This window comes from Microbacterium sp. LMX7-1.2 (assembly GCF_040675935.1).
GTDB lineage: Bacteria > Actinomycetota > Actinomycetes > Actinomycetales > Microbacteriaceae > Microbacterium.
In genome coordinates, this window is sequence record NZ_JBEGIL010000001.1 from 857,235 (window position 1) to 882,674 (window position 25,440).

Sequence of the window (25,440 nt, forward strand, 5' to 3'; positions counted from 1 at the left end):
GGCTGGCTTCAGCCGTCCGCGTCGTCCGCATCCTCGGAGAGAAAAGCCGTGCCGTAGACATGGCAGCCCAGCGCCGCCAGTCGCGTGATGAGATCCGCCTCCAGCACGAATCCTCCCTGCGTGCTGTCGGAGTCGCCCGACCACCAGATGATCGTCTCGCCGCCCTCGCGCAGCACGGCGAGCGCATCGGCGACCGGCGCTAGGATCTCCACCAGCTCGCGGAGCGCTGAGAACCCGGTCCGGTCCTCGGCGGACGGCTCGCGATCGATCGCACCCAGCGACCAGAAGGCGCGCGGGTAGCGCAGATACTCCGGTGCGAGGTTCCTCCCTGCTCGGCCTGCGGGGGTGAGATCGCCTTTGTCCCCCGACCGAGTCGGTTCGAGTCCGAGCAATGCGGATATCTCACGGACGGTCAAGGCATCACTGTAGACACTGAATGTCGCGCGATTGTCCTGAATCACACGCGTCAGACTACGGGAATCCTTATCAGCGGGACCGTCTGGCGAGATCCTCGATGTCTCGGACGAATCGCGACAACTGCTCTCCCGCCTCGACGCTGACCACGGCAGTGCAGCTCCAACGCGCCTCGATCGAGACGTCTCGATCCGCTTCCGCGGTGAGCGTCACGGATATCTCGATGCGACGCCCGTGTCGGGCCCTCAGAACCAAGTCCCTTTCGATGGATGCGAAGCACCGCTCCCCCGTCCATCCGCGCCAGTCCTCGTCGAGCGACCGGAAATACTGAACGAGCTCTTCCGGGTCATGCGCGTAGAAGCCGAGCAGTGCGTCGAGTCCGGCCGCCTGCAACCGCACCTCAAGATTCGCGTACCCCGACTCGTCGAACCGCGGATTCGAGAACGTCAACGACGCGGTCGCATCCCCCAGACTCACCGTATCGACGGACATGCCCTGGTCTCCGCGTCAGTTGTTGAAGCGGAACTCCACGACGTCGCCGTCCTGCATCACGTACTCCTTGCCCTCGAGGCGCGCCTTGCCCTTGGCACGCGCCTCGACGACCGACCCGGTCTCGACGAGGTCGTCGAACGAGACGATCTCCGCCTTGATGAAGCCCTTCTCGAAGTCGGTGTGGATGACTCCGGCGGCCTGCGGGGCCTTGGCACCCTGCGGGATCGTCCACGCACGAGCCTCCTTGGGGCCGGCGGTGAGGTACGTCTGCAGGCCGAGGGTGGCGAAGCCGATGCGGGCGAGCTGATCGAGTCCGGACTCGTCCTGGCCGGTCGAGGCGAGCAGCTCCGCAGCATCCTCGGGGTCGAGGTCCTTGAGCTCCGACTCGATCTTCGCATCGAGGAAGATCGCCTGCGCGGGCGCGACGAGCGCGGCCAACTCCGCCTTGCGAGAGTCATCGGTGAGCACGCCTTCGTCGACGTTGAAGACGAAGATGACGGGCTTCGAGGTCAGCAGACCGAGCTCGCGGATGGGGGCGAGGTCGAGTCCGCTGGTCGACAGCAGGATGCCGCGCTCGAGGGCATCCTTCGCGGCGACGGCCGTCTCGAGCACGAGGGGCTCGACCTTCTTGCCGCGCACCTCCTTTTCGTACCGCGCGATCGCCTTGTCGACGGTCTCGAGGTCGGCGAGCATGAGCTCGGCGTTGATGGTCTCCATGTCGGATGCCGGGTTCACGGCGCCGTCTACATGCACCACGTCGTCGTCGGCGAAGCCGCGGACGACCTGCGCGATCGCATCCGCCTCCCGGATGTTCGCGAGGAACTTGTTGCCGAGGCCCTCGCCCTCGCTCGCGCCCCGCACGATGCCGGCGATGTCGACGAACGACACCGCGGCGGGCAGGATGCGCTCGCTGTGGAAGATCTCGGCGAGCTTCTCGAGGCGCGGATCCGGCAGGTTCACCACACCGACGTTCGGCTCGATCGTCGCGAACGGATAGTTCGCCGCGAGCACGTCGTTCTTGGTCAGGGCGTTGAAGAGGGTGGACTTGCCGACGTTGGGCAGACCGACGATTCCGATAGTGAGAGCCACGGGGTACGAGTCTACCCGGCGCGCTCTTGAGCGCGGACCGGCCCGGCGCAGGCGCCGGGCGCAGAGGTAGGCGCTGTCGCGGAGGTAGGCGGATTCGCCGCGAATCGTCCTTCCTCGGCGCCTCCTCCTACCTCGACGACCGGGCGCGCACCTTCACGACGTGGACTCAGCTCTTGACGCTGCGATACGCCCTGGTCACGTAGGGCAGCTCGATCGTCGCCCCCTCCGCCAGCCCGAGCTCGTCGAACAGGGCGTCCATGTCCCGGCGGATGCGCTGCTTCTCGTCATCCGGCGCGGTGATGATGTAGCTGCGCGATGCGGCCATGCGGTGCAGCAGGTCACGGGTGATCGGGCGCGCCCATTCCCACGTCTGCTCCTCCAGCGCGCCCATCGGCGGTGCCACGACGGGTCCTCCCCCGGCCAGCATGACCTCGGCGTGGCTCCCGTGCATGATGTCGGTGAGACGACGCACCCAGTCGACGCGCTCGTCGCGGATGTTCCAGATCAGACCCAGCACACCGCCGCCGCGCAGCACGCGTCCGACCTCCTCCGAGCCGCGCACCGGGTCGACCCAGTGCCAGGCCTGCCCGAGCACGACCGCGTCGACGCTCGCGTCCGGAAGGGGCAGCTGCTCGGCGGTGCCGACGAACGTGGGCACGCCGGGGACCCCGGCGCGCAGGGTAGCCAGCATCTCGGCATCCGGGTCGATCGCGACGACCTCGGCGCCCGGCGCCTTCGCGAGCACGCGGGTGAGCTTGCCCGTTCCCGCGCCGACGTCGGCGATCCGGTGCGAGTCCGCCGGCAGCGGCTCCAGCATCCACGCGACCGCCTCGAAGGGGTAATCGGGCCGGCCGAGCTCGTAGTTGTGCGCCTCGGCGCCGAAGGATCTCGACAGTCCATCACTCATGTCGCCAGCCTACGGCGCGTCCTCCTCGCACATCCGGCGCATCGGGAGAGAGTGAGGTCGTGCCCCTGGACTTCACCGCTATCGACTTCGAGACGGCGAACTCCAGCCCCGCCTCCGCGTGCTCCGTCGGACTCGTGCGGGTGCGCGACGGCCAGGTCGTCGCGACCGCCGGATGGCTCATCCGGCCGCCCGCCGGTCACGACGAGTTCCAGGAGTGGAACGTCAAGATCCACGGCATCCGCCCGCACGACGTGCGCTCCGCCGCATCGTGGACCGAGCAGTTCGCGGACCTGTGCGACTTCGCGGGCACCGACGTGCTCGTGGCGCACAACGCCGGCTTCGATCTCAACGTGCTGCGCCGCGCCTCCGAGGCGACCGCGACCAGCTGCCCTCCGTACCGCTCCCTGTGCAGCCTGCAGGTGGCCCGCAAGGTGTACGACCTCGACTCCTACCGGCTTCCGCGGGCCGCGGAAGCCGCGGGTTTCACCGGCTTCTCGCACCACGACGCGCTGGCCGACGCCCTCGCCTGCGCCCACATCGTGATGGATGCGGCCCGCCGCCTCGCGGCGGCCGACGTGTTCGCGCTGGCGAGCGTCCTCAAACTGCGCGTCACGGAGCCTGTCGTCGCGACCCCCGAGCGCGCGGTCGCCTGAGCACCGGGCTGCTCTCCCCGCGTCGCTGCGCGGAATGTCCGAGGCCCCGGCCACCATGGACGCATGGATGCTCTCACGATCGTTCTCCTCCTGGTGGCGCTGCTCGTCGGCGGTGCCGTCGGGTGGATGCTGCGCTCCGGGCGCGGCGCGGCGGAGATCGCGCGCGCGGAGGCCGAGCTGGCTGCCGCGCGCGACGACCGCGACCGTCAGTACGACCTCTATCGCGATGCCGTCGAGCACGGACGTCAGGAGCAGCGAGCCGAGGCGCAGCGCGTGCAGCAGCAGAACGCCGTGCTGACGGCTCTCGCACCCGTGCGTGAGAGCCTGCAGCAGATGCAGAGCAAGGTCGCGGCGATGGAGACCGACCGTCAGGCGCAGTTCGGCTCCCTCGCCGAACAACTGCGACGCGCGCAGGAATCAGATGAGGCCCTGCGGGCGACGACGGAATCCCTCGCCGGTGCGCTTCGCTCGACGGCCACCCGCGGCGTCTGGGGCGAGACTCAGCTGCGGCGTGTCGTCGAGGCCGCCGGACTCACGCGGCACGTCGACTTCGACCTCCAGACGACCATCACCTCCGACCGCGGCCAGGGACGCCCCGACATGGTGATCCGGCTCGCGGGCGGAGCCTCGATCGCCGTCGACGCCAAGGTGCCGCTCGACGCCTACCTGGAGGCGTCAGCACTCCCTCTTCAGGACGCGCATGAGGCTCAGCGCCGCGCACTGCTGCAGAAGCACGTCAAAGCCGTGCGCGCTCACATCGACGCCCTCGCGAAGAAGGCGTACTGGTCAGGGCTCGAGGCGGGGCCGGAGTTCGTCATCTGCTTCCTGCCGAGCGAGTCTCTGCTGGCCGCGGCGATCGATGAGGATCCGACGTTGCTCGATCACGCGTTCGGCCAGCGCGTCGCACTGGCCTCGCCCGTGAACCTCTGGGCCGTGCTGAAGACCGTCGCCTACACGTGGACGCAGCAGGAGGTGTCTACCGAGGCGCGCGCCCTGTTGACGCTGGGCACGCAGCTGTACGACCGCCTCGGCGTGCTCGCCGGGCATGCCGACGACCTGCGTCGAGCGCTGGAGCGCACGGTCGACACCTACAACCGCTTCGCCGGGTCGCTCGAGAGCCGGGTGCTCGTCACCGCGCGACAGTTCCCCGGCATCGATGCGTCCGGTCTCGACAGCACCCCCGCCCGGGTCACCGCGCAGCCCCGCCGCTTCACCGCGACCGAGCTGGTCGGCGACGAGGCGAGCGCCCGCGCCGACGGTTCCGACGAGCAGATGGACGTTCGCACGGACGAGCGTGCGAACGAACGCACCGACGAGGAGCTTCTCCGGGCGGACGTCGGCGAGGTCCGCGGCCGGCTGGACTCGAGCGGTGCGACCCACCGCCTCTGATCTCAGGCGACGCCGGGGACGCCGCTCAGCAAAAGGATGACGAGCCCGCTCGTGACGACGAACGCGCCGACCATCCACCACGAGCTGAGCTCGTGTCCTTCGTCCCGACGCTTGCGGAACAGCACGTCCGCACGGCGAGCAGGGTCCGTCACCACGACAGCCGGAGGGGCGGACGTGGACGCTGCGGGCGCTGCTGCTCCCGGCGCCGACGCCTCGTCGACGTTCACCCGAAGGATTCGACCGGTGTTCGTGGTGACGATCTTCGTCCGTGCGGGGATTCCGCTCGTGTGCTGCGTTGCCATGTGCTCGCCCTCCTCAGCCTGCGGTGCCTGGCGGCTCCGTCGACGGCGACAAACCCAGGCTCAATTGTGCCATGAGGGGCGCGCAAACCCGGTTTCGGGCCTCGAACGATGGATGACGGGTCGGTAACGATGCCCCGACGAACGGCTCCGAGCGGGGCTCAGGATAGGGCTCAGGAAGGGGCTCAGAGCCACTTGGAGACGAGGTGCTCCGAAGCGATCCGACGCAGCGTTCCCGACGCGCCGCGCAGCACGACGCTCTCCGTGTAGATGTAGCCGCCCTCACGACGCACTCCACCGACCAGCTGGCCGTCGGTGACCCCCGTGGCGACGAAGATCGTGTTGTCGCCCCGCACGAGGTCGTCGGCCTCGTAGACCTTGTCCATGTCGAGACCCGCGTCGATCCCGCGCTGACGCTCATCGTCGTCACGCGGCCACAGCCGCCCCTGGATGTGACCGCCGAGCGCCTTGATCGCGCAGGCCGTCACGATGCCCTCCGGGCTGCCGCCCACGCCCACGCACATGTCGGTGCGGGCCGCATGACGGGCGGCGTTGATGCCACCGGCGACATCGCCGTCGCTCATGAGGCGGGTTCCTGCACCGGCGTCGCGGATCTCCTGGATGAGCTTCTCGTGGCGCGGACGGTTCAGCACCGAAACGACGATCTCGTCGACCGGCTTTCCGAGAGCGCCGGCCAGCTTGCGGATGTTCTCGCCGATCGGGAGGCGGATGTCGACGACGCCGACGCCGGCCGGTCCCGTCACGAGCTTGTCCATGTAGAAGACGCTCGACGCGTCGAGCATCGAGCCGCGGTCGGAGACCGCGATGACGGAGAGGGCGTTCTGCCGACCGGCGGCCGTGAGGGACGTGCCGTCGATCGGGTCGACGGCGATGTCGCACTCCGGGCCGACACCCGTGCCGACCTCCTCGCCGTTGAACAGCATCGGCGCGTTGTCCTTCTCTCCCTCGCCGATCACGACACGGCCCTGGAACGCCACCGTCCCCAGAAAGGCCCGCATGGCGTCGACGGCAGCGCCGTCCGCAGCCTCCTTGGCGCCGCGGCCGATGAACGGCACAGCGCGGATGGCCGCGGCCTCGGTCGCACGCACCAGCTCCATTGCGAGATTTCGGTCGGGACGCAGGGGGCTCAGATCGGCCGTCAGACTCACCATGCGGTCAGCATAGCCAGCCGAGCGCGCGCAAACGCCTCCTTTACGCGTCTCGCACCACGAAGGAATCGCGATTCTTAACACCAGCGCAGGAGATCGCATCCCCCGGCGTCTGCTCCGCGGCATCCACGAGTCCTCCCCGATAGAGTGACTGCTGTCCCGGCTTCACCTATCGCAGGAGTTCTCATGCCCGTCGCCACCCCGGATCAGTACGCCGAAATGCTCGACCGCGCGAAGGCCGGCGGCTTCGCGTACCCCGCATTCAACGTCTCGAGCTCGCAGACCATCAACTCCGTCCTCCAGGGCCTGACCGAGGCCGGCTCCGACGGCATCATCCAGGTCACGACGGGTGGTGCCGATTACTTCGCCGGCCACACCGTCAAGGCGCGCGCCACGGGCGCACTCGCATTCGCGCGCTACGCCACCGAGGTCGCCAAGAACTACCCGGTCACGGTCGCCCTGCACACCGACCACTGCCCCAAGGATGCGCTCGCCGGCTTCGTCGAGCCCCTCATCGCCGCCTCGGAGGACGAGGTCAAGGCGGGTCGCAACCCGATCTTCCAGTCGCACATGTGGGACGGCTCGGCCGTGCCGCTCGCCGAGAACATCGAGATCGCGAAGGACCTCCTCCCCCGCATGAAGGCGATCAACGCGATCCTCGAGGTCGAGATCGGCGTCGTCGGCGGCGAGGAGGACGGCGTCGCGCACGAGGGATCGAACGAGGCCCTCTACACGACCTTCGCCGACGTCGACCAGGCCGTACAGGCGCTGGGACTCGGCGAGCAGGGCCGCTACATCGCCGCCCTCACGTTCGGCAACGTGCACGGCGTGTACAAGCCCGGAGGCGTCAAGCTGCGCCCCGAGCTGCTGGGCGAGATCCAGCAGCAGGTCGCCGCGAAGTACAACACCTCGGAGAAGCCGCTCGACCTCGTCTTCCACGGCGGCTCGGGTTCGACCGACGAGGAGATCGCGCTCGCGGTCGCCAACGGCGTCATCAAGATGAACATCGACACCGACACGCAGTACGCCTACACGCGGGCGATCGCGGACTACATGTTCAAGAACTACGACGGCGTCCTCAAGGTCGACGGCGAGGTCGGGAACAAGAAGCAGTACGACCCGCGCGCCTGGGGCAAGATCGCCGAGACGGCGATGGCCGCCCGCGTCGTGGAGTCCACCCGCCAGCTCGGCTCCTACGGCCAGTCGAAGAGCTGACCCGCGCTCAGACGACGGATGCCCCCGGCCGAGCGGCCGGGGGCATCCGTGTATCCGAGTCGACGACGCTCAGGAGCCCGAACTGCGTGCGATGTACTCCATGAACGCGGGATCTCCCATGAGCGGTATCGCGACGCAGATCGACGTGGCGATCATGGTGACCACCGCTCCGACGAGCGGCACCCACCAGGCGACGAGGCCGCGACGCAGTCTGCGGATCGAGACCGCGGCGGTGAGCGACCAGCCGATGACCAGGACGATCGCGGCGACGGTCCCCCAGAGCCTGCCCTGAGCGTAGTTCGTGAACTCACCCTCGACGCCCACGATGCGCATGACCTCGTTCATGGCCGACGTGAAGTCGAGATAGGACAGACCGGTCATGACGACGTTGATCAGGCCGTAGGCGAGCAGACCGATCGTGATGACCCGGTCCACCGGGTGCGAGCGTTTCACGGGCGCCTCGACAGCCGCGGGCGCGACAGGCGCCTGCTCGACCAGCACGGGAGGCGCTTGATCCAGAGGGGGCAGGCCGGCGGCCCTGCGCTGCTCCTCGGGAGTCGCGAGCTCCCCGTACTGCGGACGCTGATCGCTCATCCCGACATGGTATCCGGCGCGCATCGGAGCAGCTCCCAGCCGGAAGGGCCCGAAGACGATGACGGCCCCGGAGGCATGGGGAATCCTCGGGGCCGCGGACGGCGAGCACTGGGGACACCCGCCGTCCTGGTGGAACAGGACACTGGGGACGCCCCGCCACCTGTGGACGTCGTTCGCACAGACGTCCACATCTTCGAGCGTAGGGACGCACGGAGCGGGCCGCCAGAGCCGTTTCTTCAGATGGTGAAACGGCCTCAGATCGAGAACTCGCCGGCCGGGAGGGCTCCATCGAGAGAGTCGGCTCCGAGCTGCAGGGACAGCCGTCGCGCGGTGCGCTGCAGGGATGTCACGAGAGCCCTGTCGACGACCGCATGGTCGGCGGGGAGGGAGATCGCGAGGGATGCGGAGACGTTCGGCGCCACGACGGGCACGGCCACGCAGGTGTTCCCGATCGCGTACTCCTCCTGGTCGACCGTGAAGCCCGGCGAGTGCTCGAGCTGCGTGAGCAGGGTGCGCCGATCGCTGATCGTCCGCGGCGTCAACTCCTCGAGACGATGGCGCGAGAGGTAGTCGAGGCGCTCCTCGTCCGAGAGGTCCGTGAGGATCTGCTTGCCGAGTGCCGTCGCATGGGCGCTCGCATCCAGGCCGACCCACAGCTCGATGCGCGGATTGCGCACGGCGTCCACGATGTCCACCAGGTGCATCTCGCCGTCGTGGAAGCGAGAAAGGTACGCCGTGGCGCCGACCTCCTCCGTCACCTCGCGCAGCGCGGAGCGCACCCGCGCGAGGAACACGCCCCGTGCATCGGCCTCGGTCTGGAACGCCGGGAATCGCGAACCCAGGACGAGGCCGTCAGGCTCGTTGGACAGGTAGCCCTCGTGGATGAGCGTCCGCACGAGGTTGTAGGTCGTGCCGAGGGTGAGACCCGTGATCGCCGCGAGCATCTTGACCTGGAGCGGCCTCGGAGAGTTGGCGACGATGTCGACCAGGCGCAACGCGCGTTGCACGGACCCGATGAGGGTCGGCTCCGCTTCCGCGGCGCTCATCGTCCTACGCGCTTCCGCCAGATGCGCGTCCCCCCAGAGCGCGAGCGTCACGCTGACCGGACGAATCCTGGCGCAGCTCCTTCGGCAGGGAGAACATGAGGTCCTCCTCGGCCGTCTTCACCTCTTCGACGTCGCGGTAGCCGGCATCGCCGATCGCATCGAGGACCTCGCGCACGAGGACCTCGGGCACCGAGGCCCCGCTCGTCACGCCGACGGTCTCGACGCCGTCGAGCCACTCCTGCTGGATCTCCTCCGCATAGTCCACGCGGTAGGCGGCCTTGGCGCCGTACTCGAGGGCCACCTCGACCAGACGGACGCTGTTCGACGAGTTCGAGGATCCGACGACGATGACGAGATCGGCGTTCGCGGCGACCTTCTTGATGGCGACCTGGCGGTTCTGCGTCGCGTAGCAGATGTCATCGGACGGCGGGTTCTGCAGATCGGGGAAGCGGGTGCGAAGCCGGTTGACGGTCTCCATGGTCTCGTCGACCGAGAGCGTGGTCTGCGACAGCCACACGACCTTCTTCGGGTCCTTCACCTGCACGGTGTCGGCCTCCTCCGGGGAGTTCACGACGGTGACGTGGTTCGGCGCCTCGCCCGCCGTGCCCTCGACCTCCTCGTGGCCGTCGTGGCCGATCAGGAGGATCTCGAAGTCGTCACGCGCGAAGCGCACCGCCTCGCGATGCACCTTGGTGACCAGCGGACAGGTCGCGTCGATGGCGTGAAGACCTCGATCGGATGCCGCGCTCACGACCGCGGGCGACACGCCGTGCGCACTGAACACCACGTGTGCGCCCTCGGGAACCTCATCGACCTCCTCGACGAAGATCGCGCCCTGCGCCTCGAGCTCGGTCACGACGTGGATGTTGTGGACGATCTGCTTGCGCACGTACACCGGCGCACCGTAGCGCTCGAGCGCCTTCTCCACGGCGACCACGGCGCGGTCGACGCCGGCGCAGTAACCACGCGGTGCCGCGAGCAGAACGCGCTTGTGTCCGGTGACCGGGTTATCCTGAAGCCGCCCGGCAGCCGCACGCACTCGAGGGACACGCGGGGCGGGGAGATGAACGGCAGTCGAAGTCACACTCCGATTCTACCGTCGGCTGCCTGAGCGGGACCGGGAAGGTGCAGTGAGCGGATGACCGTCTTCGAAGCGTCGACGAGATCGGGAGAGACCCCGCCGGCCGACGCCGTCGCCCCGCGCGACTCCTCGGCCGACGCTCCTACCTCCGTCGCGCGGCTCAACGCGACCATCCGCGACTTCGTGGCGCGCTGGAACACCGTCTGGGTGGAGGGCGAGATCACGTCCTGGAACGTCCGCTCCGGCAACGTCTTCGCGCGACTCAAGGACACGCGCTCCGACGCGCAGATCTCGATCCGGATCTGGTCGAGCGTGCGTGCGCGCATCCCGAACGACCTCGGCGTCGGCGACCACGTGGTCGCGGCTGTCAAGGCCGACTACTTCGTGAAGGCCGGCGACTTCAGCTTCGCGGTCTCCGCGATGAAGCACGTCGGGCTCGGCGACCAGCTCGAACGGCTCGAGCGCCTGCGCGTGCAGTTGCGCCAGGAGGGACTCTTCGACCCCGCCCGCAAGAAGCGGCTTCCGTTCCTGCCGCACATGATCGGCCTCATCACGGGTGAGAGATCGGATGCCGAGAAGGACGTGCACCGCAACGCGGAGCTGCGCTGGCCTCAGGTGCGCTTCCGCACCGAGTACGCGGCCGTGCAGGGCGACCGCTGCGTGCCCGACACCTTGGCGGCGCTCGCGCGCCTGGATGCCGACCCCGACGTCGACGTGATCGTGATCGCGCGCGGAGGCGGAGATCCGCAGACGCTCCTCGGGTTCAGCGACGAGCGCCTCGTTCGCGCCGTCGCGGCGGCGAAGACACCCGTCGTGAGCGCGATCGGGCATGAGAACGACCACCCGCTGCTCGACGACGTGGCGGATCTCCGCGCCTCGACGCCGACCGACGCCGCGAAGCGCGTCGTCCCGGACGTGAGCGAGCAGCGCGCACTCATCGCCCAGCTCCGCTCACGCGCCACTATGCGACTGACGCAGCGCGTGTCGCACGACATCGCCCAGCTCGAGCAGCTGCGGTCGCGGCCTGCGTTGCGCTCCCCCGACCCGATCATCGACGCACGCTCCCAGGAGGTCTGGCTGCTGCTCTCCCGCGGACGCGACACCGTCACCCGACGGCTGGACGCCGCCGGACGCGCCACGAGCGAGCTGCGCGCGTCGCTGCGAGCGCTGTCGCCCGCCGCGACGCTCGCCCGCGGTTACGCCATCGCGCACCTCGACGGCGGGGTGATCCTCCGCGACGCGGCCGACGCCCCGGCCGGAAGCGCCCTCACGATCACGGTCGACCGAGGCTCGATCGCGGCCCGCTCGGAGGGCGAGATCGCGGAGAGCGCCGATCCCCGGCCCGCGTGATCGACGCCTGCCCGCCCGCAGGAGCGCCCCCGCGCACCGCGTAGGATGGAAGGCGTGAGTGCGCTGAACGACACCCCCGTTGACACGCTGTCGTTCGAGGCCGCGCGTGACGAGCTCGTGAAGGTGGTGTCGGAGCTCGAACAGGGCGCGCCGACCCTCGAGCAGTCGCTCGCCCTGTGGGAGCGCGGCGAGGCCCTTGCGGCGCGGTGCGAGGAGTGGCTCCTGGGCGCGAAGCGCCGCCTCGACGCCGCGCGCGCCGCAGCATCCGATGATCCCGACGAGGATGCGTCGTGAGTAAGCGCCCACCCGTCGTCGCCGAACTCGGCCGCCCGGAGACCCCGGAGGAGACGGCGACCCGCAAGGCGGAGTTCAGCCGGGCCTACCGGTCGAGCCAGACCATCCGCGGACTCGTCGCAGCGCTCATCGCCACCCTCGCGATCGTCGCCGTGATCGTGTTCGCGGTGCCACGCGGCGAGCCGGCATCCCCCCAGACGATCGATGTCGCCCGCATCGCCGCCGACGTCGAGACCACTATGGGCAGCCCCGTGATCGTCCCGATCGACGACGACTTCTGGCGGGTCAACGCCGCAGGTCTCACCAGCGGCGCGACCGTGGTGTGGGACGTCACGCTGGCCCCCGCATCCGAGAAGGAGCGCGGCTTCGTGAAGTTCGCCCAGGCGTTCGACGCCGATTCGTCCTGGGCCCCGCAGCGGTTGAACGGCATCGCGCCCACCGACACGACGACGATCGGCGGGCTCGAGTGGGATGTCTACTCGCTCGGCGACGCCGGCGCGAAGCAGAACATCACCTACGCGATCGGCACGCAGGCCGGCGACGACTACGTGCTCCTGTACGGCTCACGATCGGCCGATTCGACCGCCGAGCTCGCGGAGTCCCTCGTTCCCCAGATCCGCGAACTCTCGGAGTCCTCATGACACAGACGCTCACCCCCACTGCCGCCTGGAAGCAGATGCAGGACGGCAACCAGCGGTTCGTCGATGACGCGCCCCGGCATCCGAATCAGGACGTCGCGCGTCGTCGCCACCTCGCCGAAGCCCAACATCCCGTCGCGACGCTGTTCGGATGCTCGGACTCGCGACTCGCCGCCGAGATCATCTTCGACCTCGGCCTCGGCGACCTCTTCGTCGTCCGCAACGCCGGTCAGGTGATCGGCGAATCCATCGTCGCGAGCCTCGAGTACGCGGTCGCCGTGCTCGAAGTGCCCCTCATCGTCGTGCTCGCCCACGACTCGTGCGGCGCCGTGCGCGCCGCGATCGACGGCACCGCGATCGACGCGGCCCCGCTCCCCCCGCACATCTGGAAACTCGTCGCCCCGATCGTCCCCGCCGCCCGCAAGGTCCTCGCCGAGAGCGGCGGGAGCACCGTCGACGAGATCGACGCCGAACTCGTCGGCCGAGAGCACCTGCGCAACACGGTCGGCGACCTGCTGCAGTCGTCCGAGATCATCTCGAACGCCGTCGCGGAGGGCCGCTTGGGCATCGTGGGTGCGAACTACCGGCTGGCGGAGGGCACCGCCGTGCCCGTCATCACGGTGGGCATCGAGACCGACGGAATCGAGACCGAGGGGCTGAGCCCCGCAACCAAGGAAGGTTCGGAATGACCGACACCCAGCAGGAGTACCGCATCGAGCACGACACCATGGGTGAGGTGCGGGTACCCGTGAACGCGCTCTACGGGGCGCAGACGCAGCGCGCCGTGGAGAACTTCCCGATCTCGGGCAAGGGACTGGAGTCGGCGCAGATCGCCGCGCTCGCGCGCATCAAGAAGGCCGCAGCGCTCGCGAACAAGGACCTCGGCACCCTCGACGGCGGGATCGCCGACGCCATCGCCCAGGCCGCCGACCAGGTCGCCACCGGTGCGCACGACGGCGAGTTCCCGGTCGACACGTACCAGACCGGGTCCGGCACGTCGTCGAACATGAACATGAACGAGGTCCTCGCGACGCTCGCGACCCGCATCCTCGGCGCGAACGTCCACCCGAACGACCACGTGAACGCCTCGCAGTCGTCGAACGACGTCTTCCCGACCTCGGTGCACATCGCCGTGACGCAGGCCCTGATCGACACGCTCATCCCGGCCCTCGACCATCTCGCGGTCGCCCTGGAGGCCAAGGCCGAGCTGTGGAAGGACGCCGTCAAGTCCGGCCGCACGCATCTCATGGACGCGACTCCGGTCACGCTCGGCCAGGAGTTCGGCGGCTACGCACGCCAGATCCGCCTCGGCATCGAGCGCGTGCAGTCGGCGCTCCCCCGCGTCGCCGAGGTGCCCCTCGGCGGCACCGCCACCGGCACCGGCATCAACACCCCTCTCGGCTTCCCGCAGAAGGTCATCGCACTGCTCGCGGCCGAGACGGAGCTGCCGATCACCGAGGCCAAGGACCACTTCGAGGCGCAGGGAGCCCGCGACGGCCTCGTCGAGGCGTCCGGCGCGCTGCGCACGATCGCCGTCTCGCTCACCAAGATCAACAACGACCTGCGCTGGATGGGCTCCGGGCCGAATACGGGTCTCGGCGAGCTGCACATCCCCGACCTGCAGCCCGGCTCGTCGATCATGCCCGGCAAGGTCAACCCCGTCGTCCCGGAGGCCGTGCTCATGGTGTGCGCGCGCGTGATCGGCAACGACGCCACGGTCGCCTGGGCCGGAGCATCCGGGTCCTTCGAGCTCAATGTCGCGATCCCGGTCATGGGCACGGCGCTGCTCGAGTCGATCCGCCTCCTCGCGAACGCCTCGCGCGTTCTCGCCGACAAGACGGTCGACGGTCTGCAGGCCAACACCGAGCGCGCTGCAGCCTTCGCGGGCATGAGCCCGTCGATCGTGACGCCGCTCAACAAACTCATCGGCTACGAGGCGGCCGCGAAGATCGCGAAGCACTCGGTCGCCAAGGGCATCACGGTGCGGGATGCCGTGATCGACCTCGGCTACGTCGAGCGTGGCGAGCTCACGCTCGAGCAGCTGGACGAGAAGCTCGACCTGCTCTCGATGACGCACCCGGGCTGACTCCGGATCACGGTCCCGGTTTCCACTTCGGGGGCCGACACGCCAGATCACCGCCGGGGCACGTGTTCCGGACCGAGATCTGGCGTGTCGGCCCCCATTCTGTGTCCCACGACATCTCCTCCACAGGAGTCGATTTCGGTGATGTGTCCCCGACTACCGGGGGAGATGACGAGCGACGGATGCCGGGGCGTGACGAGCCCGACACGCTGGGTCGATGCTCTCGCCTCACGACGTCATCACCAGCCTCGGCGGTCTCGCGCGCGGGACAACCCTGCAGAGTTTCGGTGTCACGCGTCAGCGTCTCTCCCACGCGGTGCGCCGCGGTGAGATCGAGCGCGTGCGCCCCGGCTTGTTCGCGACAGGCTCCGTGCACGGCGACGTCCGTGAGGCAGCTCTGCATGGTGGCGCCCTCTCATGCACCTCTGCGCTGCGCCTGCACGGGGTCTGGGTGCTTGAGGACGGTCCTCGACCACACGTCTGGATCGGACGCCGAGGTCGCGCGCACGAGCACGACGCATGCCGGTGCATCGGTCACTACTTCCGCGGCGACGTCCCGCTCGGCGCGGTCGATGTCGAGACGGCTCTCGTGCACGTTCACCGCTGTCGCGGAGACGAATCCTTCTTCGCGTCACTGGAGTCCGCTCTCAACCTCGGCCGACTGAGCCGGGCGGCGGTGCAGCGTATCCGCCGGGCTCTGCCGGGGTATGCCCGTTGGCTCGTCGACCTCGCACGAGCCGATGCCCAGAGCGGACTCGAGTCCCTGCTCCGCATCCGTCTCCACCTTCTGGGCTTCGTGCTCGCATGTCAGGTCGCCATTGACGGCGTCGGTCGCGTCGACTTCGTCGTCGGTGGGCGTCTGATCATCGAAGTCGACGGGCGAGAGAATCACACCGGGGCTGCGAGAAGACACCGCGATCTGATGCGGGATGCCGCGGCGTCGGCCGCCGGATACGAGACGTTGCGCTTCAGCTACGCCCAAATCGTCCACGACTGGCCGACAGTGCAGGCCGCTGTCCTCGGCGCCGCCGCACGCCTTCGCGACCACGCGTGACGGTTCGGGGGCCGACTCGCCACATGCCGCCCGTTCCCTCCCGAAACTGGTGCGATCTGGCGTGTCGGCCCCCGAAATGTCACCCCGGAACGACCGGCCCTGGACGGGTCGAACCGAACCGTCGCTCCGAGACGTCAGCGGATGCCGCCCCACGGCATCCGCTGACGGGCGGGCTCAGCTGAGCTCGCCACCCTCCAGGAGCTCGGTCACGAGCGCCGCGATCGCGGAGCGCTCGGACCTCGTGAGCGTGACGTGCGCGAACAGGTCGTGGCCCTTGAGCGTCTCGATGACGCTGGCGATGCCGTCGTGGCGGCCGACCCGGAGGTTGTCGCGCTGGCCGACGTCGTGCGTGAGGATGACTCGCGAGTTCTGTCCCATGCGGCTCAGGACCGTGAGGAGGACGTTCCGCTCGAGCGACTGCGCCTCGTCGACGATCACGAACGCATCGTGCAGCGAGCGACCGCGGATGTGCGTGAGCGGGAGCACTTCGAGCAGCCCCCGCTCGACGACCTCCTCCATGACGTTGCCGGAGACCACGGAGCCGAGCGTGTCGAACACCGCCTGCCCCCAGGGGCCCATCTTCTCGCCCTGGTCTCCGGGGAGGTATCCGAGCTCCTGCCCGCCGACCGCGAAGAGCGGCCGGAACACGATGATCTTCTTCTGCTGCTGGCGCTCCAGCACGGCCTCGAGGCCTGCGCACAGCGCGAGCGCCGACTTGCCGGTTCCCGCGCGCCCGCCGAGCGAGACGATGCCGACCTCGGGGTCGAGCAGCAGATCGATCGCGATGCGCTGCTCGGCCGAGCGTCCGTGCATCCCGAAGATGTCGCGGTCGCCGCGCACCAGACGGTACTCGCCGTCGCCCGTGACCCGCCCCAGCGCCGAACCGCGCTCGGAGTGGATGATGAGCCCGGTGTTGACCGGCAGGCCGCGGGCGTCTTCGCTGATGCCGACCTCGCTCTCGTACAGGTCGCTGATCTCGTCTCCCGAGAGATCCAGCGTCGTGATCCCGGTCCACCCGGAGTCGACGGCCTGCTCGGCGAGGTACTCCTCGGCGCGAAGGCCGAGCGACGCGGCCTTGACACGCATCGGGAGGTCCTTCGACACGATCGTGACGTCCTGCCCGTCCTGCGCGAGATGCATCGCGACCGAGAGGATACGGCTGTCGTTGTCGCTCAGGCGGATGCCGGCGGGGAGCACCGAGGTGTCGGTGTTGGCGAGCTCGACACGGAGCGTGCCGCCCTCGCCGACCTCGACCGGGAAGTCCAGCCGACCGTGCTCGATGCGCAGGTCGTCGAGGTGACGGAGGGCCTGACGCGCGAAGTAGCCGATCTCCGGGTCGTGGCGCTTGCCCTCGAGCTCGGTGATGACCACGACCGGGAGGACGACGGAGTGCTCCGCGAACCGGAACAGCGCCTGCGGATCGCTCAGCAGGACCGAGGTGTCCAGCACGTACGTGCGGAGATCCTGATCAGGGACCGCGGACGTCGCGCGCCTCGTCGTCTTACGGGTGGACTGCTGCGCGGTGCTGGTGGACTGCTGCGCTGTACGTGAGGTCACGACCCACTCCCGACCCGGGGAATCCCGGCTATTTCGAACGAGTCGACCAGGGGGTCACGAGTCGCGAACCTGAGGCCGACTCGACGGGCGCCTTGCCCGATGCCTAGAAGCTACGACCAGGGACCGACATCCACGTGATTCGACACGCCGCCGATTCGTTACGTGTTGATGAACGGATGCGGAGAGGTCAGCGGCCGAATCGGCGGTCGCGGTCCGCGAAGTCGCGGATGGCGCGCAGGAAGTCGACCTGGCGGAGGTCGGGGCCGAGCGCCTCGACGAAGTAGAACTCGCTGTGGGCGCTCTGCCACAGCAGGAAGTCGCTGAGCCTCTGCTCGCCGCTCGTGCGGATGACGAGGTCGGGGTCGGGCTGGCCGCCGGTGTACAGGTGCTCGCCGATCATCTCCGGTGTGAGGTGCGCGGCGAGGTCTTCGATCGTGCCGCCCGAGGCCTGGTGCGCCGTGACGATGCTGCGCACCGCGTCGACGATCTCGTTGCGTCCGCCGTAGCCGACCGCGAGGTTCACGTGCAGCCCGGTGTGGTCCTTCGTGCGCTCCTGGGCGTCGTCGAGCACCCGCGCGAGTTCGGGCGGCAGGATGTCGGAGCGCCCGACGTGCTTGACCCGCCAGTTGCCCTCGCGCGACAGCGCCTCGGCCAGCTCGGCGATGATCTCGATGAGGTCGGCGAGCTCCGCGGAGTCGCGCTTGCGGAGGTTGTCGCTGGACAGCAGGTAGAGCGACACCACGCGGATGCCGAGTTCGTCGCACCAGCCCAGGAACTCCCGCATCTTGGCGGCACCGGCGCGATGCCCTTCGGCGGGGGTGTCGTAACCGAGCTGGCGCGCCCATCGGCGGTTGCCGTCGATCATCATGGCGACGTGATGCGGGACGGTCGCAGGGTCCAGGTGGCGACGCAGCCGGCTGGTGTAGAGCCGGTACAGCGGACCCCGCCCCTGACCCTCACGTGACATCACCTCCCTACGCTACCGCGCCGGGCGGGGGAACACCGAGGACGGATGCTCAGGATATGTACGCCTGGCGGAATGGCGCGGCACCTAGAGTGAGCACGTGAGCACCCCCGCCGACTCCGCCCCCGATCTTCCTCAGCTGCCTCTGCTCGACGAGGCCGCCGATGACGCGCACGTCGAGATCAAGCCGACCTGGCGCGGGTGGATCCACGCGGGCACGTTCCCCGTCGCGATCGCCGCGGGCGTGCTGCTCATCGTCTTCGCCCAGGGCGGCGCGGCCAAATGGGCGGCCGCGGTGTTCATGGCGACCTCGCTGCTGCTGTTCGGCAACTCGGCCGTCTACCACCGCTTCAACTGGGGACCGATGGTCAAGGTGGTCCTGAAGCGGATCGACCATGCGAACATCCTGCTGCTCATCGCCGGGACCTACACGCCGCTCGCGGTGCTCGCCCTACCGCCGGAGAAGGGGACGCTGCTGCTGGTCCTGGTGTGGAGCGGTGCGCTGCTCGGCATCCTGTTCCGCGTCTTCTGGATCAACGCGCCGCGCTGGCTCTACGTAGCCCTCTACCTGCTGCTGGGCTGGGCCGCGGTGATGTACATCGTCGACCTCCTGAACGCGAACGTCGCGATGATGGTGCTCGTGATCGTCGGCGGCCTGCTCTACACGGGCGGCGCGGTCGTCTACGCGCTCAAGAAGCCGAACCCCTGGCCGGGACATTTCGGGTTCCACGAGATCTTCCACGTCTGCACGGTGCTCGCGTTCCTGTGCCACTGGACCGCGTGCCTGCTCATCGCACTGGATCCGCTGTCGCCGTCGCTCGGCGCCTGATGCACTGAGCGACGAGCCCCGGGGTCAGCGTTTTCCGGGCTTCTCGGGCTTCTCGGGCTTCTCGGGGTCGTCGTCGCCCTCGCGCACCTCGGGCAGGTCGGCATCCGTCTCGGTGGCCAGATCGGCGGCCATGGCGGCCTCCTCGGCGTCCAGCTCCTCCCGGACCTCCTCGCGGTAGCGCACGCGGCGGATCCGACGGTTCATGTCGAGGATGAGCAGGATCACCGCGACGAGCAGGATCACCACGGCCGCGAAGCCGACGAACCCCGGCGTGACCGCCTCGGGTTCCACCGTCATCGTCGGTGTCGGCATCGGGGTCTCGATCAGAGCGAGCATGGAGTCTGCCTTTCCTGCGCAGGTCGCATAACCTGGAGATACCAGCCTAACGACCGGAAGACCCACCCCGTGACGACCGCAGAACAGCTCGACGACCGCTACGGCCGCACCCGCAGACGGCGGGCTCCGTGGATCATCCTCATCGCGATCGGCGTGCTCGTCGTGGGCGCCTTCGGATGGATGACGGTCGCCTCGCAGATGAACAACGTCGACTCCGACGACCTGGGATTCGACCTGGTCGACGAGCACAGTGTCGACGTGCGCTTCCAGATCACCGGGGCGCAGGGTCGCGATGTCGTCTGCGTGGTCGAGGCGCTCGACGAGGAGTTCGGCGTGGTGGGGTGGAAGGTCGTCGAGATCCCGGCATCCGACAGCCATTCGCAGGCCCTCTCGGCGAGCATCCCGACCGTGTCCGAGGCGACCACAGGTTTGGTGAACAGCTGCTGGGTCGCCTAGACTCGGGGCAGACAGACGACGCCCCGGCACCGTGCCGGGGCGTCTTGGCATATCCCCGGGTAGATCGGCGGATACCGAAAGAAGGAGCTTCGTCATGTCTACTGACGCTCAGGTTCCCTTCCTCACGCAGGAAGCCTACGACCGGCTCGTCGCCGAGCTGGAGCACCTGTCCACGACGGGACGCGACGAGATCGCCAAGCGCATCGAGGCCGCCCGCGAGGAGGGCGACCTCAAGGAGAACGGCGGCTATCACGCCGCCAAGGACGAGCAGGGCAAGCAGGAGGCGCGCATCCGCACCCTCGAGGGCCTGTTGAAGACGGCCAAGGTCGGCGAGGCGCCCGCGAGCCGCGGCATCGTCGAGCCCGGCACGGTCGTCACCGCCGTCGTGGCCGGCGGCGAGGAGGTCTTCCTGCTGGGCAGCCGCGAGATCGCGGCCGGCAGCGACCTCGACGTGTACAGCGAGGCGAGCCCGCTCGGGCAGGCCATCCTCGGCCTCAAGGTCGGCGAGAAGTCGTCGTACGAGGCCCCGAACGGCCGCTCGATCTCCGTCGAGATCGTCAAGGTCGAGACCTACACCGGCTGACCCCGGCCTCACGACGAAGGCCCCCTCCATGCGGAGGGGGCCTTCGTCGTGTGCGGCTCCTGGATCAGTCGGGAACGACGATCGGCGCGAAGCCGGCGGTGCGGAGCGTGTCGAGCGTGAACTCGGAGTGCTCGGGTCCGCGGGTCTCGACGCTGAGCTCGAGGATGACGTCGTTGATCTGCAGTCCGTGCCCGTGCCGCGTGTGCATCGCCTCGATGACGTTCGCGCCGGCTTCGGCGATGAGCTCCGAGACCCGAGCGAGTTGACCGGGACGGTCGGGCAGGGGGATGCGGATGGTGAGGTACCGACCGGAGGCGGCGAGTCCGTGCGACACCACGCGCTGCAGCAGCAGCGGGTCGATGTTGCCTCCCGAGAGCACGGCCATCGTGGTGCCGCTCCCCTGCACCTTGCCCGCGAGGATCGCCGCGACGCTCGCGGCGCCTGCCGGCTCGGCGACGACGCGCGTCTGCTCGAGGAGGATGAGGATCGCCCGCGCGAGGTCGTCGTCCGACACCGTGACGACCTCGTCGACGAGGTCCTTGATGATGTCGAACGGGATCGCGCCCGGACGCGCGACCAGGATGCCGTCGGCGATGGTCGGCCGAGTCTCGATGTCGACCGGATGTCCGGCCTCGAGCGACGGCGGCACGGCGGCCGCGTTCTCGGCCTGCACGCCGATGACCCGCACGCTGCGTCCGCGCTGCGCCGCACGCGCCTTGGCCGCGGCCGCGACGCCGGCGATGAGCCCGCCTCCGCCGATGCCCAGCACGATCGTGTCGACGTCGGGTGCATCATCGAGCAGTTCGAGCCCCAGCGTGCCCTGGCCGATCACGACGTCGCGGTGGTCGAAGGGGTGGATCAGCACCGCTCCGGTGCGCTCGGCGAACTCGGCGGCGAGACGCAGCGACGTCGCGACGGTCTCGCCCTCGAGCACGACCTCGGCGCCGTATCCGCGGGTCGCGAGCAGCTTGGGGACCGGAACGCCGATCGGCATGAAGATCGTGGCGGGGATGCCGAGGGCCTGTGCCGCGAGCGCGACGCCCTGTGCGTGGTTGCCGGCGGACGCCGCCACGACGCCACGGGCCCGCTCCTCCTCGCTCAGACGCGACAGGCGGTACGCGGCGCCGCGGATCTTGAAGGACCCGGTCCGCTGGAGGTTCTCCATCTTCAGCAGCACGGGTGAGCCGAGCACGTCCGTCAGGGCGCGGGAGTGCAAGGTCGGCGTGTGCATGATGACCTCAGCCAGACCCTGAGCAGCGCTCTCGAACTCGGCCAGGCTGGGTACTGCGCTCATCGATTCCTCCGTGTCCGCTCGCGCGGGACTGTGCTCCAGATCAGGTCGGCGTCCGGTTGATGGCCGGTCCGCCACGACCCTGTGCTGATGGTGACTGCCGCGACGTTCACGAACGCTGCGAGCGGCACTGCGAACAGCGCCCCCGGAATGCCGCCGACCATCGATCCGCCGGCGACGACGAGCACCACCGCGAGCGGGTGCACCTTCACCGCCGACCCCATCATGATCGGCTGCAGGATGTGTCCCTCGAGCTGCTGCACCGCGAGGACGACTCCGAGCATCGCTAGAGCGATCCACGGACCGTTGTAGACGAGTGCGAGCAGCACGGCGATCGCGCCGGTGACCACGGCTCCGACGATCGGCACGAACGAGCCGAGGAAGACGAGGACCGCGACCGGGATCGCGAGCGGGACGCCGAGCAGGGCGGCGCCGACGCCGATGCCCACCGCGTCGATCGCGGCGACGAAGAGCTGGGTGCGGGCGTAGTTCACGAGGGTCGCGAAGCCGTTGGTGGCGGCCGCATCGGCCGCGGGACGGGCTGCGCGGGGGAACAGGCGGAGCGTCCACCGCCAGATCCGACCGCCGTCCGCGAGGAGGCAGATGAGGATGAACAGGGCGAGAACCGCGCCGGTCACGACGTGCGCCGCGGTCGTGCCGACGGCGAGCGCGCCGTTGAAGAGCAGCTGAGCCTGCTCGTTGATGATCTGCAGTCCCTGATCGATGTACCCCTGGATCTGCTTCTCGCTGAGGTGCAGCGGGCCCTCGATGAGGAACTGCCGGAACTGCTCGATCGCCTCGGCGCTGCGTTTCTGCACGTCGGGCAGCTGCTGACGGATCTGCCAGATGACGAGCCACAGCAGCACCGTGACGATCGCGATGGTGCCGACGAGGGAGATCGCGACGGCGAGCCAGCGCGGGAACCGATGCCGGAGCATCCATTGGAAGGCGGGCCAGAGCAGCGCCGTGATGAGGATGCTGACCATGAGCGGGATCACGAGCAGCTTGAGCTGGATGACGATCCAGATGAAGCCCGCGACGACAGCGGCGATGAGGAGCAGACGCCACGCGTAGGCGGCGGTCACGCGCAGTCCGCGCGGAACCGCCTCATCCGCCTGGGTGGTGACCGTACGATCCGTCGAGATCGCGCGCGGGCGGAAGAGATCCCTCAGCCGCGGCCGCTGCTCTTCGCTCATCGCCCAAGTCTACGGCGCTCGACCACGCGCGCCCGACGGTGAGACGCAAGATGTCGGAGGTCGGGAATACGCTGGCATCGTGACCGACACCCTCAGCTCCGCGCAGGCGCGCCGCATCGCCCTGGGCGCCCAAGGGTTCTCCCGAGCGCGGCCCGCGGCTCCCGCCGCACGCCACATCCATCGCGCGATGGAGCGGCTCGGCGTGCTCCAGATCGACTCGGTCAACGTCTTCGCACGCTCGCACTACATGCCCCTGTTCTCGCGCCTCGGGAGCTACGATCCCGCTCTGCTCGATCGGGTCTTCCTGTCACGCACGACGCACTACGTGGAGTACCTCGCGCACGAGGCCACCTTCATCCCGATCGACGACTGGTCCCTGTGGCGGTTCCGCATGGACGCGTTCCGCGAGCGCTGGGCGAAACCCGACTCGTGGCCCAGCCAGAACCCGCGGACGCTGACCTGGGTGCAGGACGAGCTCCGCACCCGCGGCCCCCTGCGCCCCGCCGACCTGCGTGCCGACGCCCCACGCGAACGAGGGACGTGGTGGGACTGGGACGACGTGAAGCTCGCGCTCGAGCATCTGTGGCGCACGGGCGACGTCGCGATCAGCGGTCGCACCGGCTTCGAGCGCACCTACGCGCTGGCGGAGCACGTCATCCCTGATGCGATCCTCTCCCGCGAGGTCCCGCGCGCCGAGGCGATCCGCGAGCTCGTGCGTCGCGCCGCCCGCTCTTCGGGCGTCGCGACGCAGTCCGACCTCGCCGACTACTACCGCATCCGCGACCGCGCGGCCGTGGCGCAGTCGATCGCTGACCTGGTGGACGCCGGCGAGCTCCTTCCCGTCCAGGTGCGAGGCTGGGAGCGCAGCGGACGCCCCCTTCGAGCATGGCGCCATCGTGATGCGGCGCTCCCCCGCCGCATCGACAGCGCCGCGCTGCTGACGCCCTTCGATCCGGTGGTGTGGTTCCGCGACCGCGCGCTCCGCGCCTTCGACCTCGACTACCGCATCGAGATCTATGTCCCGGCCGAGAAGCGCCGGTTCGGGTACTACTCGCTCCCGGTGCTCGTGGGCGATCGCGTCGTAGCTCGCGTCGACCTCAAAGCCGACCGCGCCTCGTCGACGCTGCAGGTGCAGTCCGCCTGGTGGGAGCCGCAGGCGCACCCGCTCGAGGATGCCGACCGCATCGCCGAGGAACTCGCACTGGCCGCCGCATGGCAGGGGCTCGAGCACGTCTCGGTGTCGGGCTGGGGCACCGCGGCCGACGCCGTGCACGGAGCCCTCGTCGCGCTGCCGAGCGCCTCGGTACGGCGCCACGTGCACGCACGAGAGCCGGCGGCATGAGCAGGCGTTCCGGGTGGATCATGGCCGGCGTCGGCGTGCTGATCGTCGCGGTGGGCGTCGTGGTGTGGCTCGCGCTGGCGGGCGCACCGACTGCGACCCCCTCGCCGGAGCCGACCCCCTCACCTTCCGTCTCGCTCGACATGCGCGCCGAGGCGCAGGCCGCCCTCGAGGAGCATCTGGAGGAGTGCACGGCCCTCGGCGCACCGGACGGAGCGGTGCCCGCGGGCTGCGGCATCCGCCTCCCCTGGGGCGCGGAGTTCGCGAGCGTGACGGATGTGAGGTTCCGCATCGAGCGACTGCCCGAACTCACCCTGTCCGATGACGGCGGCTTCACGGCCGACGGCGGGGTGCTCATCGCCACGGTGACAGGCACAGGACAGGATGGCGCGGCACGCACCGAGACCTATCGCACCGAGTCCTGGGGTGTGCGCGGTGAGGTGGAGAGTTCTGACGACGGCGTCGCCGTCACAGTGTGGTGACGCGCTCTTCCCGGTCGGGACCAGGCGCCGCCCTGTTCAGAACTGGACGCGCGGCGGCTCGGAGATCGCGCCGCTGTCTGCAACCTCGAAGAACTCCCGCTCGGTGAAGCCGAGGCCCTTCGCGAACAGGTTGTTCGGGAAGACCTTGATCTTCGTGTTCAGCTCGCGGACGCCGCCGTTGTAGAACCGACGCGCCGCCTGGATCTTGTCCTCGGTGTCGACCAGCGCCTGCTGCACCTGGAGGAAGTTCTGGCTCGCCTGGAGCTGCGGGTACGCCTCGGCGACCGCGAAGAGACTGCGCAGCGCCTGCTGCAGGTGTCCCTCGGCGATCCCTGCCTCGCCCGGTCCGCTCGCCGAGAGCGTCTCAGCCCGCGCACGGGTCACGTTCTCGAAGACCGCCTTCTCATGTGAGGCGTAGCCTTTGACGGTCTCGATGAGGTTGGGGATGAGGTCGGCTCGTCGCTTGAGCTGGACCGTGATGCCACTCCACGCCTCGTCGACGCGGACGTTCAGCTGCACCAGCGAGTTGTACGTCGCCCACAGGTAGATGCCGACGAGCAGGATCACTCCGACGACGATCAGTACCGGCACGAGCCATTCCATCAGAGGCCCACCCTTCCTCGTGTTTGTCCCATCCTAT

The 25,440-nt window shown here is 69.1% G+C and carries 29 protein-coding genes; 14 read left to right on the plus strand and 15 right to left on the minus strand.

The annotated features are described in order from the left end of the window. Positions 1-8: 8 nt before the first annotated feature. The 4 genes from MRBLMX7_RS04315 to MRBLMX7_RS04330 form a co-directional block, all read right to left on the minus strand. Positions 9-416 (minus strand): DUF4279 domain-containing protein, encoded by a 408-nt coding sequence (locus MRBLMX7_RS04315; RefSeq protein ID WP_363366352.1) that lies wholly within the window; start codon positions 414-416, stop codon positions 9-11. Positions 417-486: 70 nt separating this feature from the next. Next, on the minus strand, positions 487-906 hold the full coding sequence (locus MRBLMX7_RS04320; RefSeq protein WP_363366353.1) for a DUF6228 family protein: 420 nt from the start codon (positions 904-906) through the stop codon (positions 487-489). A gap of 15 nt (positions 907-921) precedes the next feature. Then, a complete protein-coding gene (gene ychF, locus MRBLMX7_RS04325) occupies positions 922-1,995 on the minus strand; it encodes a redox-regulated ATPase YchF (protein WP_363366354.1) in 1,074 nt (357 codons plus the stop codon). A 166-nt stretch (positions 1,996-2,161) separates the two neighbouring features. Then, positions 2,162-2,902, minus strand: a complete 741-nt coding sequence (locus tag MRBLMX7_RS04330; RefSeq protein ID WP_363366355.1) for a class I SAM-dependent methyltransferase — start codon at positions 2,900-2,902, stop codon at positions 2,162-2,164. Positions 2,903-2,961: 59 nt separating this feature from the next. On the opposite strand from MRBLMX7_RS04330, the gene MRBLMX7_RS04335 reads away from it, so the two are divergent. Together MRBLMX7_RS04335 and MRBLMX7_RS04340 are read left to right on the plus strand one after the other, a co-directional pair. Continuing rightward, entirely contained in the window at positions 2,962-3,555 is a 594-nt protein-coding gene (locus tag MRBLMX7_RS04335; RefSeq protein WP_363366356.1) for an exonuclease domain-containing protein, read from the plus strand. A gap of 63 nt (positions 3,556-3,618) precedes the next feature. After that, positions 3,619-4,944, plus strand: coding sequence for a DNA recombination protein RmuC (locus MRBLMX7_RS04340; protein WP_363366357.1), 1,326 nt, complete (start codon positions 3,619-3,621; stop codon positions 4,942-4,944). Positions 4,945-4,946: 2 nt separating this feature from the next. Here MRBLMX7_RS04340 and MRBLMX7_RS04345 read toward each other — a convergent pair whose 3' ends face one another. Continuing rightward, the gene (locus tag MRBLMX7_RS04345) at positions 4,947-5,246 is read right to left on the minus strand and encodes a hypothetical protein (protein ID WP_082297394.1); all 300 of its coding nucleotides are present in this window, start codon (positions 5,244-5,246) and stop codon (positions 4,947-4,949) included. A gap of 182 nt (positions 5,247-5,428) precedes the next feature. Next, positions 5,429-6,415, minus strand: a complete 987-nt coding sequence (gene glpX, locus MRBLMX7_RS04350; protein ID WP_050721474.1) for a class II fructose-bisphosphatase — start codon at positions 6,413-6,415, stop codon at positions 5,429-5,431. Between the two features lie 183 nt (positions 6,416-6,598). Between glpX and fbaA the strand changes: the two genes are divergently transcribed. Beyond that, the gene (gene fbaA, locus MRBLMX7_RS04355; protein ID WP_363366358.1) at positions 6,599-7,627 is read left to right on the plus strand and encodes a class II fructose-bisphosphate aldolase; all 1,029 of its coding nucleotides are present in this window, start codon (positions 6,599-6,601) and stop codon (positions 7,625-7,627) included. Positions 7,628-7,696: 69 nt separating this feature from the next. Here the strand turns inward: fbaA and MRBLMX7_RS04360 are convergent, their stop codons facing one another. The 3 genes from MRBLMX7_RS04360 to MRBLMX7_RS04370 all read right to left on the minus strand — a co-directional run bounded on the left by MRBLMX7_RS04360 (position 7,697) and on the right by MRBLMX7_RS04370 (position 10,351). Continuing rightward, positions 7,697-8,221: a DUF6264 family protein gene (locus tag MRBLMX7_RS04360; RefSeq protein ID WP_363366359.1), complete on the minus strand. Its 525-nt coding sequence runs from the start codon at positions 8,219-8,221 to the stop codon at positions 7,697-7,699. Between the two features lie 254 nt (positions 8,222-8,475). Then, positions 8,476-9,267, minus strand: coding sequence for an IclR family transcriptional regulator (locus MRBLMX7_RS04365; protein WP_050722049.1), 792 nt, complete (start codon positions 9,265-9,267; stop codon positions 8,476-8,478). Between the two features lie 4 nt (positions 9,268-9,271). Then, a complete protein-coding gene (locus MRBLMX7_RS04370; RefSeq protein ID WP_363366360.1) occupies positions 9,272-10,351 on the minus strand; it encodes a 4-hydroxy-3-methylbut-2-enyl diphosphate reductase in 1,080 nt (359 codons plus the stop codon). Between the two features lie 54 nt (positions 10,352-10,405). On the opposite strand from MRBLMX7_RS04370, the gene xseA reads away from it, so the two are divergent. The 6 genes from xseA (at position 10,406) to MRBLMX7_RS04400 (ending at position 15,767) form a co-directional block, all read left to right on the plus strand. Next, positions 10,406-11,698, plus strand: coding sequence for an exodeoxyribonuclease VII large subunit (gene xseA / locus MRBLMX7_RS04375; RefSeq protein WP_363366361.1), 1,293 nt, complete (start codon positions 10,406-10,408; stop codon positions 11,696-11,698). A 45-nt stretch (positions 11,699-11,743) separates the two neighbouring features. Beyond that, a complete protein-coding gene (locus MRBLMX7_RS04380; protein ID WP_363366362.1) occupies positions 11,744-11,992 on the plus strand; it encodes an exodeoxyribonuclease VII small subunit in 249 nt (82 codons plus the stop codon). Further along, positions 11,989-12,633 (plus strand): DUF4245 family protein, encoded by a 645-nt coding sequence (locus tag MRBLMX7_RS04385; protein WP_363366363.1) that lies wholly within the window; start codon positions 11,989-11,991, stop codon positions 12,631-12,633. The genes MRBLMX7_RS04380 and MRBLMX7_RS04385 overlap by 4 nt, the downstream gene beginning before the upstream one ends. Further along, positions 12,630-13,319, plus strand: a complete 690-nt coding sequence (locus MRBLMX7_RS04390; RefSeq protein ID WP_363366364.1) for a carbonic anhydrase — start codon at positions 12,630-12,632, stop codon at positions 13,317-13,319. Before MRBLMX7_RS04385 ends, MRBLMX7_RS04390 begins: the two co-directional genes overlap by 4 nt. Continuing rightward, complete coding sequence (locus MRBLMX7_RS04395; protein ID WP_363366365.1) at positions 13,316-14,716, plus strand: class II fumarate hydratase; 1,401 nt, start codon at positions 13,316-13,318, stop codon at positions 14,714-14,716. The genes MRBLMX7_RS04390 and MRBLMX7_RS04395 overlap by 4 nt, the downstream gene beginning before the upstream one ends. A 214-nt stretch (positions 14,717-14,930) precedes the next feature. Continuing rightward, the gene (locus tag MRBLMX7_RS04400) at positions 14,931-15,767 is read left to right on the plus strand and encodes a DUF559 domain-containing protein (RefSeq protein WP_363366366.1); all 837 of its coding nucleotides are present in this window, start codon (positions 14,931-14,933) and stop codon (positions 15,765-15,767) included. Positions 15,768-15,941: 174 nt separating this feature from the next. Here the strand turns inward: MRBLMX7_RS04400 and MRBLMX7_RS04405 are convergent, their stop codons facing one another. Both MRBLMX7_RS04405 and MRBLMX7_RS04410 read right to left on the minus strand, forming a co-directional pair. Next, on the minus strand, positions 15,942-17,324 hold the full coding sequence (locus MRBLMX7_RS04405; protein WP_414685086.1) for a PhoH family protein: 1,383 nt from the start codon (positions 17,322-17,324) through the stop codon (positions 15,942-15,944). A gap of 187 nt (positions 17,325-17,511) precedes the next feature. Continuing rightward, a complete protein-coding gene (locus tag MRBLMX7_RS04410) occupies positions 17,512-18,291 on the minus strand; it encodes an isoprenyl transferase (protein ID WP_050721484.1) in 780 nt (259 codons plus the stop codon). A gap of 97 nt (positions 18,292-18,388) precedes the next feature. Between MRBLMX7_RS04410 and trhA the strand changes: the two genes are divergently transcribed. Next, complete coding sequence (gene trhA, locus MRBLMX7_RS04415; protein ID WP_363366367.1) at positions 18,389-19,117, plus strand: PAQR family membrane homeostasis protein TrhA; 729 nt, start codon at positions 18,389-18,391, stop codon at positions 19,115-19,117. Between the two features lie 24 nt (positions 19,118-19,141). Here the strand turns inward: trhA and MRBLMX7_RS04420 are convergent, their stop codons facing one another. After that, positions 19,142-19,453 carry a hypothetical protein gene (locus MRBLMX7_RS04420; protein ID WP_363366368.1) on the minus strand — a complete coding sequence of 104 codons (312 nt, stop codon included), beginning with the start codon at positions 19,451-19,453 and terminating at the stop codon, positions 19,142-19,144. Positions 19,454-19,522: 69 nt separating this feature from the next. On the opposite strand from MRBLMX7_RS04420, the gene MRBLMX7_RS04425 reads away from it, so the two are divergent. After that, positions 19,523-19,909 (plus strand): DUF4307 domain-containing protein, encoded by a 387-nt coding sequence (locus tag MRBLMX7_RS04425; protein WP_050721487.1) that lies wholly within the window; start codon positions 19,523-19,525, stop codon positions 19,907-19,909. Positions 19,910-20,003: 94 nt separating this feature from the next. Continuing rightward, entirely contained in the window at positions 20,004-20,492 is a 489-nt protein-coding gene (gene greA / locus MRBLMX7_RS04430) for a transcription elongation factor GreA (protein ID WP_363366369.1), read from the plus strand. Between the two features lie 64 nt (positions 20,493-20,556). Here the strand turns inward: greA and ilvA are convergent, their stop codons facing one another. Both ilvA and MRBLMX7_RS04440 read right to left on the minus strand, forming a co-directional pair. Further along, positions 20,557-21,786, minus strand: coding sequence for a threonine ammonia-lyase (gene ilvA, locus MRBLMX7_RS04435; protein WP_363366370.1), 1,230 nt, complete (start codon positions 21,784-21,786; stop codon positions 20,557-20,559). Next, entirely contained in the window at positions 21,783-22,979 is a 1,197-nt protein-coding gene (locus tag MRBLMX7_RS04440) for an AI-2E family transporter (protein ID WP_050721490.1), read from the minus strand. The genes ilvA and MRBLMX7_RS04440 overlap by 4 nt, the downstream gene beginning before the upstream one ends. 79 nt (positions 22,980-23,058) lie before the next feature. Between MRBLMX7_RS04440 and MRBLMX7_RS04445 the strand changes: the two genes are divergently transcribed. Both MRBLMX7_RS04445 and MRBLMX7_RS04450 read left to right on the plus strand, forming a co-directional pair. Beyond that, positions 23,059-24,321 (plus strand): winged helix-turn-helix domain-containing protein, encoded by a 1,263-nt coding sequence (locus MRBLMX7_RS04445; protein WP_363366371.1) that lies wholly within the window; start codon positions 23,059-23,061, stop codon positions 24,319-24,321. Further along, on the plus strand, positions 24,318-24,800 hold the full coding sequence (locus tag MRBLMX7_RS04450) for a hypothetical protein (protein WP_363366372.1): 483 nt from the start codon (positions 24,318-24,320) through the stop codon (positions 24,798-24,800). Before MRBLMX7_RS04445 ends, MRBLMX7_RS04450 begins: the two co-directional genes overlap by 4 nt. Positions 24,801-24,836: 36 nt before the next feature. On the opposite strand, the gene MRBLMX7_RS04455 is transcribed toward MRBLMX7_RS04450, so the two are convergent. Beyond that, the gene (locus MRBLMX7_RS04455) at positions 24,837-25,403 is read right to left on the minus strand and encodes a LemA family protein (protein WP_050721493.1); all 567 of its coding nucleotides are present in this window, start codon (positions 25,401-25,403) and stop codon (positions 24,837-24,839) included. Positions 25,404-25,440: the final 37 nt, after the last annotated feature.

What these genes read in the sequence shown, in the direction of transcription:
- MRBLMX7_RS04400 (WP_363366366.1), top strand. Translation starts at nt 14,931, where the DNA reads ATGCTCTCGCCTCACGACGTCATCACCAGCCTCGGCGGTCTCGCGCGC.
- glpX (WP_050721474.1), bottom strand. Translation starts at nt 6,415, where the DNA reads ATGGTGAGTCTGACGGCCGATCTGAGCCCCCTGCGTCCCGACCGAAAT.
- greA (WP_363366369.1), top strand. Translation starts at nt 20,004, where the DNA reads ATGTCTACTGACGCTCAGGTTCCCTTCCTCACGCAGGAAGCCTACGAC.
- MRBLMX7_RS04395 (WP_363366365.1), top strand. Translation starts at nt 13,316, where the DNA reads ATGACCGACACCCAGCAGGAGTACCGCATCGAGCACGACACCATGGGT.
- MRBLMX7_RS04360 (WP_363366359.1), bottom strand. Translation starts at nt 8,221, where the DNA reads ATGAGCGATCAGCGTCCGCAGTACGGGGAGCTCGCGACTCCCGAGGAG.
- MRBLMX7_RS04365 (WP_050722049.1), bottom strand. Translation starts at nt 9,267, where the DNA reads ATGAGCGCCGCGGAAGCGGAGCCGACCCTCATCGGGTCCGTGCAACGC.
- MRBLMX7_RS04390 (WP_363366364.1), top strand. Translation starts at nt 12,630, where the DNA reads ATGACACAGACGCTCACCCCCACTGCCGCCTGGAAGCAGATGCAGGAC.
- MRBLMX7_RS04410 (WP_050721484.1), bottom strand. Translation starts at nt 18,291, where the DNA reads ATGTCACGTGAGGGTCAGGGGCGGGGTCCGCTGTACCGGCTCTACACC.
- MRBLMX7_RS04420 (WP_363366368.1), bottom strand. Translation starts at nt 19,453, where the DNA reads ATGCTCGCTCTGATCGAGACCCCGATGCCGACACCGACGATGACGGTG.
- MRBLMX7_RS04380 (WP_363366362.1), top strand. Translation starts at nt 11,744, where the DNA reads ATGGAAGGCGTGAGTGCGCTGAACGACACCCCCGTTGACACGCTGTCG.
- MRBLMX7_RS04320 (WP_363366353.1), bottom strand. Translation starts at nt 906, where the DNA reads ATGTCCGTCGATACGGTGAGTCTGGGGGATGCGACCGCGTCGTTGACG.
- MRBLMX7_RS04455 (WP_050721493.1), bottom strand. Translation starts at nt 25,403, where the DNA reads ATGGAATGGCTCGTGCCGGTACTGATCGTCGTCGGAGTGATCCTGCTC.
- MRBLMX7_RS04345 (WP_082297394.1), bottom strand. Translation starts at nt 5,246, where the DNA reads ATGGCAACGCAGCACACGAGCGGAATCCCCGCACGGACGAAGATCGTC.
- MRBLMX7_RS04330 (WP_363366355.1), bottom strand. Translation starts at nt 2,902, where the DNA reads ATGAGTGATGGACTGTCGAGATCCTTCGGCGCCGAGGCGCACAACTAC.
- ilvA (WP_363366370.1), bottom strand. Translation starts at nt 21,786, where the DNA reads ATGAGCGCAGTACCCAGCCTGGCCGAGTTCGAGAGCGCTGCTCAGGGT.
- fbaA (WP_363366358.1), top strand. Translation starts at nt 6,599, where the DNA reads ATGCCCGTCGCCACCCCGGATCAGTACGCCGAAATGCTCGACCGCGCG.
- xseA (WP_363366361.1), top strand. Translation starts at nt 10,406, where the DNA reads ATGACCGTCTTCGAAGCGTCGACGAGATCGGGAGAGACCCCGCCGGCC.
- MRBLMX7_RS04340 (WP_363366357.1), top strand. Translation starts at nt 3,619, where the DNA reads ATGGATGCTCTCACGATCGTTCTCCTCCTGGTGGCGCTGCTCGTCGGC.
- MRBLMX7_RS04450 (WP_363366372.1), top strand. Translation starts at nt 24,318, where the DNA reads ATGAGCAGGCGTTCCGGGTGGATCATGGCCGGCGTCGGCGTGCTGATC.
- MRBLMX7_RS04440 (WP_050721490.1), bottom strand. Translation starts at nt 22,979, where the DNA reads ATGAGCGAAGAGCAGCGGCCGCGGCTGAGGGATCTCTTCCGCCCGCGC.